This is a genomic window from Peribacillus sp. NPDC097295 (genome assembly GCF_044761665.1).
Classification (GTDB): domain Bacteria; phylum Bacillota; class Bacilli; order Bacillales; family DSM-1321; genus Peribacillus.
Genome location: NZ_JBIWCW010000032.1, coordinates 1 through 8,886, shown reverse-complemented (window position 1 = coordinate 8,886; position 8,886 = coordinate 1). Strand labels below are relative to the sequence as shown.

At 39.8% G+C, this 8,886-nt stretch carries 10 protein-coding genes; 3 read left to right on the top strand and 7 right to left on the bottom strand.

Going from position 1 to position 8,886, the window contains the following annotated elements; all coding sequences use genetic code 11:
* Positions 1–151: 151 nt before the first annotated feature.
* The 4 genes from ACIQXN_RS21455 to ACIQXN_RS21440 all read right to left on the bottom strand — a co-directional run bounded on the left by ACIQXN_RS21455 (position 152) and on the right by ACIQXN_RS21440 (position 4,406).
* Positions 152–646, bottom strand: coding sequence for a DUF3993 domain-containing protein (locus ACIQXN_RS21455; protein ID WP_402971579.1), 495 nt, complete (start codon positions 644–646; stop codon positions 152–154).
* Positions 647–839: 193 nt separating this feature from the next.
* Entirely contained in the window at positions 840–1,070 is a 231-nt protein-coding gene (locus tag ACIQXN_RS21450; protein ID WP_402971576.1) for a hypothetical protein, read from the bottom strand.
* 70 nt (positions 1,071–1,140) lie between these two features.
* The gene (locus ACIQXN_RS21445) at positions 1,141–2,346 is read right to left on the bottom strand and encodes an EAL domain-containing protein (protein WP_402971573.1); all 1,206 of its coding nucleotides are present in this window, start codon (positions 2,344–2,346) and stop codon (positions 1,141–1,143) included.
* A gap of 203 nt (positions 2,347–2,549) precedes the next feature.
* Positions 2,550–4,406, bottom strand: coding sequence for an SLC13 family permease (locus ACIQXN_RS21440; RefSeq protein WP_402971570.1), 1,857 nt, complete (start codon positions 4,404–4,406; stop codon positions 2,550–2,552).
* A 159-nt stretch (positions 4,407–4,565) separates the two neighbouring features.
* On the opposite strand from ACIQXN_RS21440, the gene ACIQXN_RS21435 reads away from it, so the two are divergent.
* Positions 4,566–5,426 carry a metallophosphoesterase gene (locus ACIQXN_RS21435; protein WP_402971567.1) on the top strand — a complete coding sequence of 287 codons (861 nt, stop codon included), beginning with the start codon at positions 4,566–4,568 and terminating at the stop codon, positions 5,424–5,426.
* Between the two features lie 150 nt (positions 5,427–5,576).
* On the opposite strand, the gene crcB is transcribed toward ACIQXN_RS21435, so the two are convergent.
* Both crcB and ACIQXN_RS21425 read right to left on the bottom strand, forming a co-directional pair.
* Positions 5,577–5,939, bottom strand: a complete 363-nt coding sequence (gene crcB, locus ACIQXN_RS21430; protein WP_402971564.1) for a fluoride efflux transporter CrcB — start codon at positions 5,937–5,939, stop codon at positions 5,577–5,579.
* Entirely contained in the window at positions 5,936–6,313 is a 378-nt protein-coding gene (locus ACIQXN_RS21425; protein ID WP_402971561.1) for a fluoride efflux transporter FluC, read from the bottom strand. Before ACIQXN_RS21425 ends, crcB begins: the two co-directional genes overlap by 4 nt.
* A 121-nt stretch (positions 6,314–6,434) precedes the next feature.
* Between ACIQXN_RS21425 and ACIQXN_RS21420 the strand changes: the two genes are divergently transcribed.
* Together ACIQXN_RS21420 and ACIQXN_RS21415 are read left to right on the top strand one after the other, a co-directional pair.
* On the top strand, positions 6,435–6,806 hold the full coding sequence (locus tag ACIQXN_RS21420; protein ID WP_402971558.1) for a hypothetical protein: 372 nt from the start codon (positions 6,435–6,437) through the stop codon (positions 6,804–6,806).
* Positions 6,807–7,132: 326 nt separating this feature from the next.
* Positions 7,133–7,639: a YkyB family protein gene (locus ACIQXN_RS21415; RefSeq protein ID WP_402971555.1), complete on the top strand. Its 507-nt coding sequence runs from the start codon at positions 7,133–7,135 to the stop codon at positions 7,637–7,639.
* Positions 7,640–7,687: 48 nt separating this feature from the next.
* On the opposite strand, the gene ACIQXN_RS21410 is transcribed toward ACIQXN_RS21415, so the two are convergent.
* Positions 7,688–8,593: a chemotaxis protein gene (locus ACIQXN_RS21410; RefSeq protein ID WP_402971552.1), complete on the bottom strand. Its 906-nt coding sequence runs from the start codon at positions 8,591–8,593 to the stop codon at positions 7,688–7,690.
* Positions 8,594–8,886 lie beyond the last annotated feature (293 nt).

The window sequence follows — 8,886 nt, the reverse complement described above, 5'->3', positions numbered from 1 at the left end:
AACAAAAACTGGCTAGCATGAGTCCAGTAAACTACCGAACTCATGCCAGCCAAATAGCTGCATAAAGAAAACTCTAACTTTTAGGGGTCACTACCAGGATTGACCCTCTTTAGACTTTTTTCCTGCTGATCTGACTATTTGATTATAACAATTACTTATCATCGGTCAGTTTTTTCTCATTTACGTATGAAACGTCAGTAACTTTCCAGGCGTCCTTTTCTTTTTTCAAGGTAACGACCTCAACCTGTTTCCCGGAAGAGACAGGACCCTCTGATGCCTCAAATGTCTCCTGCACATAAATATACTCTGAATCTTTTCCGTAGATAACTTCTGTATTATCGTCGTAGCTGAAGAAAGGAATGTAATATGGCGCGAAATCTGAACCAAATGCCATATATCCTCCATCAACTTTCGTGACGTTCGCTTGGATGAATTTTTCTGCAAATTCCTCCGTGAAATGTTTAGTCAGCTTATCTTTAATTTCTTTTTTCGTCCTTACTTCCTCACTGAGTGAACCTTGATTATTCAATGCTTCCTGTACTAACGAAAGCACTTGCTCCCTATGTATGCCTTCCTCTGCAGTAACAGGCAATCCCCCTAATAAAAGAAGGCAACTTATGACACAAGCAACTAAATATTTTTTCATCGTTTCATCTCCTAGGTAGTATAATTCCCGAAAGATACCGGTTTTTGTTCATACTTTTTCTTACCCTTCGTGAATAGGACCAAACTGAAAAAAAATACCATCCTGGAAAATTCCCCGGCTATTGGCAAATTCTTTGCTCACTTTTTCCACAAAAAAAGAAGATCTCCTATATAAGAAATCTTCAATCTATTGCTTATTTAAATACATAATAAAAAATGAATCCCACTATCAAAACCGTAGCCACTAACATAGAAAGAAAAATCGGGTTCCACAAATATGGATGCTCTTTAACAGAATCATCGAGAGACGAATCATATTTCCCTTTCACCGCTTTTTGCCCTTTTGCGACAGAAAAGGTATAAAAGAGTAAATATATCGACATGACGATTACTATGATGAGTAGGACCCAAATATATGTACTCAAAATATGTCTCCTCCAAGCATTATTTTTGCTTATCGTTACACATTTTGACAATTATTATACTTCTTTTGTTTTAAAGCAAGGCATCATTTTCATAGAGATAGCTATAGGACAAATCAAAGAAAATGTACTCCTTTTTATTAAGTGGGTAAGAAAAGGTTCGGATCGTTTCCCCCGATTCGATATCACTGTATAAATCAGATAAAATACCTTTTTTTTCATTGCGCATCTTAACGATATTTTCAAGAAAATAAGGTCGCCAGCTCCAATTATTGTCCATATATTTAGGTTGAACCAACCATTGGCCATCCTTTTGAAGAATATTAGGAGACTTCTGATACCCTTCTTCATCACAAATATATAACCGGAAACAAATGGAGTCCAATTTGGCAGCGAGAATTCCTAGAAGTTCCTCATGTGAATTGGTGCCTTTTTGCTGTTTCAAGAAGGATTGCATGCCTTCATTGAATTGCAACGTTTTTTGATAAACAGCTTCCATCTTTTTTGTTTCCAAAGAAATGAAAGATTGACATTCTTGATGGAATTTATCACGAAGCAGGTCTTTATCAATGAATTCCCCTTCCGGCCTTGCCAGGAAATAACCCTGATAATACCGGCCTCCGTTCTTCCAAGCAAAACGGAGTTGATACTCCGATTCAATATTTTCAAACAATAAATTGGCCCCAATCCTACGTGCGAGCATGCTGAGCGAAAAGAGAATGACCTGATAAGCGTCTCCCCCTGAGATACGGAGCTGATTTAAATTAACTTTTAAAATATTCGGAGAAATCTGAGCAATATGATCTAGTTGACTATCTTCCCCCAGATGATCGAAAGCTATCTTAATGCCATATGTCTTAAAATAGGCCAGTACATGTTGTAAAGGTTCAAAGTTTTCCAAACTGATCGTATCTGACAGTTCTAAAACGATTCTGTTCATTTCCTCAGGCTGAAAATGACGATGTAGAATTTCCATGAATTCTTCGCCATGATCTAACATTAGCAAATTGGGATCTCGATTAATAAAGATGAGAAAGTCTTCACCATAATCCTTTATTCGTTCAAGAGCTATTTCCAGTACATAATTATCCACTTCTATCCGATACTCTTCAGGCACGGAAGAATCGTGAAAAAAGGAACCAAGACTTTCATATTCTCCCTGCTCCTCATAGCGCCCTAATATTTCATACCCGATAACCTGGTGCTGATCTGCACTGAAAATGGGTTGAAAAAAAGGTGTCACCCTGTCCAAATTCTTTAATATTTTTTCTGCATCCATGATGTATTCCCCCTAATTACGAAACATCAATATGCACAAATTATACCATTAGTTGTAAGCATTGATAATAATAACTTTTGTATTCCCACCCATTTACCCGTATTTTTGATTAAATATACATGATGGATTCATTAGGATACTACAAAAGCCAACAGGTAAAAGACTATTGTTCCTAAGTTGAACAATAGCCTTTTGTAATTGAATTAGAACGGGAAGATCAAAGGAATCGTGATGACCATGATGACACCAATGAAGACTTGTGTGGCAATCCCAATAACGGTGAAATCTTTATATTTGTAATCCCCCGCCGTCATGACCAATGCATTCGTAGTCGCCACCCTTGGAGTAGCCAAGGCAAGGCTTCCCGCAATCGCCAGGGATAGAAAAACCGGAACGGGATCGACACCCTGATTGACCGCGGACGTTAGCGCAATGGGCGTCATGACAACTGTTGCTGCTCCATAAGGGATGAACTGGCTTAAAATCAGGGTCAAGAGATAAAAGACCGCCAATAGGCCATGAGCTCCAATATTACTGAATAAGACTGCCAGCCAATCACTTATCATCCGAACCCCGCCAGTATTATCCAGTGCTGCCGTCAATCCCAGCATGGCTGAGATTAACAATATAGGCTCCCAATTGATCTTTTGATAGGCATCTTCCATAGAACGGACACATCCTGTTACGATCATTAGCAGGGCAGCCGTAAGGACCGACAAAGCAGGGGGGATCGCATCTATCGATAAAAGAACTACCATCATACCCATTATCATCAAAGCGATCCATGTTTTGAATTTTGAGTCCACAGCTGAACTTTCTTCTGAGGTTGTACCTATAACAATGACATCCTCTAAATCGGAGGAAATCCTTTCGATATTTTCCCATTCACCATGTATCAATATGGCATCACCGGGCTTCAGACGTTCTGTACCAACATCAGCCTGGATATACTCACCATTTCTATTGATTGCCAATACATTACACTGATATTTTTCACGGAAATGAACATCAATAAGCGTTTGATTTTCATAGTCGGAGTTCGGGACAATCAATATTTCCGTCAAACCGAATCTACTGCTGAGAAAATGCTTCTTTATTTGTTCCGTATTAAAATGCTTAAATTCAAGTTCATAGTGATCTGCCAATCGTTGAACCGCTTCTTCTTCCCCAAAAACCAAGATGATATCGTCAGGGTGCATTACCTCATCGGCTCTGGCGGATATTGTTTGTTGCTTTTGAAGCAACGGCAACTGCTTATCTTTCGATTTCCGCTGGATCTCTATCAATGTCAATTCATATTGAACAGGCAGCTGTAAGTCGGATAATCTTTCTCCGACAATATCTGACGTAGCAGGAATGTGTAGATAATGCAGGAGATCATATACTTTGTACATACCTGCTAGTTCCCCTGCAGACAACCCCTTCACACTATTGTTGGCTGCAATCGTTTTTTCTGGCAGTAGCAGACGTCCAAGTGTGAGCATGAAGAAAAGCCCAGCCGAAAATGCTATTAATCCGATGGGTGCGAAATCAAAAAAAGTGAACGTCTGTAAACCATTTTCCCTTAACACATTAGCTACAATCATGTTCGAAGGTGTACCCGTTAGCGTCAAGAGCCCGCCAATACTGCTAGCATAGGCCAGGGGCAATAAATAACGGGTAGGGCTAGTTTTTTGTTGCAAAGCCATGCTCATGACAAGCGGAAGCAATATGGCAACAATGCCGGTGCCGCTTAAAAATGCGCTTAACAGTCCTGCCGTAACCATGACGACCAACAGTGATTTCCATTCGCTACCACCACAATATTTAAGCAAATTGTTTCCAGTCTTTTCCACAATCCCCGTATTAAGTAAACCAGCACCAACGATATATAGGCCAGCCAGCATTATTACTACGGGATTGGCAAACCCTGCCACAAGTTCATTAAATGGAAGTGTTCCCGTCAGGCCTAGAACAGCAAGGCCACAAAGGGCAATTAAATCTGCACGAAATTTACCTTGTATAAAAAGCGCAAATGCGCATAGAAGTATTATCAGTGTAATAAACATTGGTTCGGTCATCATGCTACCTCCGTGTAAATATCAATTTCAAACTGGATATCAATCATTCAATTCCAGTCACTCCGTATCCATATGCCTATGAAGAGATTTCCTTCTAATTATGTACATTGTTTGTTAATATGAGGAAGTAACATTCTTAATGTAGATAGGTTGATTAATTTGAGTAAAAATATTTCCAGAAGAACATTTTTAAAAAATGGGCTGCGTACGCTGGCGGCTGTTACCGGTTTAAGTGTCGGTGGTGGCTACTACTCCCATAACTTAGAACCGAAGTGGTTAGAAATAAAGCACGCCCTTATCAGCCACCCTCTTATCCCAAAAGGTTTTGATGGCATGACAATGATACAATTCAGTGACACCCACTTGGGGTTTCAATTTCAGCTTAGTGATTTACAAGCCATTGTCAATAAGATAAATCAACTGGGTCCGGATATTGTTGTATTTACCGGTGATTTAATGGACGAGCCCAATAAGTATAAGGCTCAAAACAAAATTCCGCCGGTTTTAAATCAACTGAAAGCACCCTTGGGTAAGTTCAGCATCTTCGGTAACCATGATCATGGAGGATATGGATCTGAGATATATCGGGATATCATGGAAAAATCCAACTTTACTATGCTGCAGAATAGATCTGCCCGCATTTCCTTACTATCAGCTGAAGAAATCTTCTTAACTGGCGTCGATGACGCAATGCTCGGAAAACCCGACTTTGAAAAGGCACTCTCTGGTATACCAAAAGGGGCGTTCACCATCATGCTCTCACATGCACCTGACTTAGCTGACACATCGTGCACTTATGATATTCAGTATCAAATTAGCGGGCACAGTCACGGCGGACAAGTTCAAATTCCTTTTATCGGCGCCCTAGTTACTCCCCCCTATGCCGAAAAGTATACGGAGGGTACATTTGAGATTGATTCATTGACGCTACATGTTAACCGGGGACTTGGCACGACTCGGCTCCCCTACCGCTTTTTATCACGTCCTGAATTAACCATTTATGAATTTAGGGCTGAATAATCAAGAAGCACATTGGAAAATCGCCAGACTCATTAACAAAGCCTGTGCGTAGAACTTCCTGATGTATCTTTTGAATTATAGCATTAGAAGGTAAATGGAAACACCACGTTATTTTTACCAGTTTGTTATAATATGTCAATGATTAGTTAGCTAATACATAGATGAATAGCCGACCAGAAAAGCCATGATACACCCTAAAATGGATACCGTTATGTAGATGAGACATTCTATGTAGCGGTGTTTTCTCATAAGTTCGAGAGCTTCCATACTAAAGGTAGAAAAGGTCGTAAAAGCACCTAAAAAGCCCATCGACACCATCAGATGCAATGTTGGATCCCATTCTTCCTTTCTTGGGAAGATAAGCCCCAAACAGAAACAACCGATTAGATTAATCAGTAAAATACTAAATGGTATGGACTTCGATGGCAAGAGCTTATTGAATAAAGCCTGAAATATATATCTTAAGGCCGCACCGAAAAAGCCTCCTATTAAAATGAAAAGGATCTGGATCATACAGTACCTCCTCTTCGGTCACCAAAAATATGTAACCCTAGAAAACCTGCAATCATTCCCAGCACAATGGTTGCTCCAAGATAGATGGCTGCTTGTATCATAGAAACCTGCATCAGTGTCACCAGTTCCTGAGAAAATGCTGACATCGTGGTGAACCCTCCGCAAAATCCACTGCCAAGGGCTAAAAAAACGAATGATTTTTTTTTCGAGGCAAAATACCCATTAATCATTCCAAGTAAAAAACATCCTACTATATTTATAATGAGGGTGCCAAATGGAAAAAAAGAAGCGGCCGTCCATGTAATAACCGAATAACGCAATAAAGCTCCTCCCGCTCCTCCAAAACCTACGGCAAAAACCCTTTTAAACCGCATCAGCTCAACCACCTCAAGTATCTGTAAATGAATAGATTCATTATAACAGATTAACCTGGAACAGGCTCTTTTCAAAAAATAAACCATACTATGTAAAGACATAGAGAAAAGGAGGCCAACCATGCAAACACAATATTATTATCCTTTCTACCCCTACAATCAATATCCACTGCCGCAAAATGTTTACCGCAATGACTTCGGGAATGAAATGGGGATTGAATATGGAAACGATGAACGTTTCTTTCCATTCTTTCCTTTATTACTCCCTTTATCGTTTGTGGCTGGATTAGCAGTAGGTCCATTATTATTCAACAATCGTCCACAGTACCCGCCGCCGTACCCTCCCTATCCACCCGCTTATCCTCCTTATCCCCCTTATCCTGCATATCAGGGTAATCAGGGATATCCGGGTTATCAAGGTTTTCAGGGCTACCCACAACAATTCGGCGCACAGGCTGCAGTAAATGAGAACATCAATATATACACCCAATAAGGGTTGCACAGAAGGCGAAATGTAACGCCTTCTTTTTCTTTTAGAAAGAGCGCACTCGATATTTTACCGTTTTTCTTGAATTGCTGTGTCACAGCTTTAGAATTTACTTCCTTATATATTGTGAAGTGGTATAATATGAAATGCATAGTTGGTAAAGTGTTGGGAATAACTATGGCTTTATGGTATAATTTGGCCCATTATCAAATTCCCGATGCTACCTTACACGTCGAATATCACACTAGTCAAAAATAAACGGTATGACTTTATTGAAGTAATCTATTCTGATAGTATTCCTTCTAAACCTATGATGAAAAGGAGTTTCTACTATGAATCAAACGAAAGGACATTCTGAAATGGATGAGTTTTCGATTAACTCCCTTGCCCAAGCCGTGTTTATAGTTAATAAGCATGCGAAGACTGCATTGGAACCTAAAAATCTATACAACTTAAAAAAGCTCGCTTTAAATAAGCTCATGCAAGAAGGAAAAGCGAAGAAGATGGGTCTCCATTTCTCTGATAACCCTCGCTTTGCCGCTCAACAATCCGATGTCATTGTTGAATGTGGTTCCTATGTCTTTCACCTACCGCCTACGAAGGAAGACCTAAAAAACCTCCCCCATCTCGGCAGTCGTGCAGCATCTATAAGAAATCCCAAAGCTGCCTTGTCATTATCAAAAGCAAAGCAAATTTTACAAGCTTATGTTGGACAAGCTGGAGAAAAACAACCCAACCCTGTGAAGACCGAAAAAAGGTCGTATGGACGGAGTCAAGTTAAACAACCCTTTCACAACCCATTCCCCTCTTCTTTTTTAGGAAAAGGTTCAAAGTATTAAAAGAAAAAACGGGACGAGGATCCAAGATCCTCGTCCCGTTTTCACAGGTTATAAAACAAATTTATCAATCAATCTGATAAGTTCGGCAATCTCAGGTTTACTAATCTGTGCATCTGCCCCGACTATTTGCCCTTTATGGCGCAGGCTATCAGTTATCAAAGACGAAAATATAATGACTGGCAGTGCAGCTAAATTGCTATTTTCCTTAATTCTTCTTGTAAGATGATGGCCGTCCATTTGAGGCATTTCAATATCCGTGATCACTAGTTGGACTTCTTCGACAATCGTTTTGCCAGCTTCAACGAGTCCTTCCAAATAATTGATCGCGTCTATCCCGTTTTCATAAAACTCCAACTGTCTGAATCCGGCTTCTGTCAAAGTGTCGAACAGTAACTTACGCAGCAATGGTGAATCTTCAGCTATCAAGATTCTCTTTTCTGAATTTTGACGCTGGCCAAGCTTCCTAACCTGTTGGACATTAATTCCTGATTCGGGATTGATTTCAACCACGATCTTTTCAAAATCCAGCAATAAGATCATTTCACTGTTTAATTTGATAACACCGATTATCTGACTTTCCAAGCCTTGATACATATCCGAAGGCTTCTCGATTTGTGTCCATGAGATACGATGGATCTGTGTCACGGTATGAACATGGAATACGACCTTTTGCTGGTTGAATTCAGCGACTATGAATTTATCCTGTTCTGGGGTCTCTGATGCAGGAAACCCTAAGGCATCGGCTACATTTACAACAGGTAGCACTTCCCCCCGAAGTTCTATGATACCCTCCACATTGGGGTGGGAGTGGGGAACAAGGGTGATATGTACAGGATTTATGATTTCCTTCACCTTGATTACATTAATGCCGAATTTATTCTTTCCAATTCCAAATTCGACGATTTCAAGTTCATTCGTACCGCTTTCTAGTAATATCCCTTTATTTGCTTCCATTTATTTATCTCGCCCTTCCCCTACATTTCTCATTTATTATCCAATATAACATTTACCATATAGAAAAATAATACATTTTAGTGAAAAAGACCTATACTGCATAGATAAATGACTTCTACCTAATAATTCGGTTAGTTACACCAAATTGTTTAGGACGATTGGAAAAAAATATTTTTGTAAAAATTGGCTGAAGGATGAACAATCGAGTAGAGGGAAAATAAGCTAACTTATTTTCGCCCCTCTCACAACACCGTACGTACGGTTCGCGTATACGGCGTTTCAATTTATATTGC

Excerpts from the sequence above, each read along its gene's own strand:
- ACIQXN_RS21455 (WP_402971579.1), bottom strand. The coding sequence starts at position 646 with ATGAAAAAATATTTAGTTGCTTGTGTCATAAGTTGCCTTCTTTTATTA.
- ACIQXN_RS21445 (WP_402971573.1), bottom strand. The coding sequence starts at position 2,346 with ATGGATGCAGAAAAAATATTAAAGAATTTGGACAGGGTGACACCTTTT.
- ACIQXN_RS21440 (WP_402971570.1), bottom strand. The coding sequence starts at position 4,406 with ATGACCGAACCAATGTTTATTACACTGATAATACTTCTATGCGCATTT.
- crcB (WP_402971564.1), bottom strand. The coding sequence starts at position 5,939 with ATGATCCAGATCCTTTTCATTTTAATAGGAGGCTTTTTCGGTGCGGCC.
- ACIQXN_RS21425 (WP_402971561.1), bottom strand. The coding sequence starts at position 6,313 with ATGCGGTTTAAAAGGGTTTTTGCCGTAGGTTTTGGAGGAGCGGGAGGA.
- ACIQXN_RS21420 (WP_402971558.1), top strand. The coding sequence starts at position 6,435 with ATGCAAACACAATATTATTATCCTTTCTACCCCTACAATCAATATCCA.
- ACIQXN_RS21415 (WP_402971555.1), top strand. The coding sequence starts at position 7,133 with ATGAATCAAACGAAAGGACATTCTGAAATGGATGAGTTTTCGATTAAC.
- ACIQXN_RS21410 (WP_402971552.1), bottom strand. The coding sequence starts at position 8,593 with ATGGAAGCAAATAAAGGGATATTACTAGAAAGCGGTACGAATGAACTT.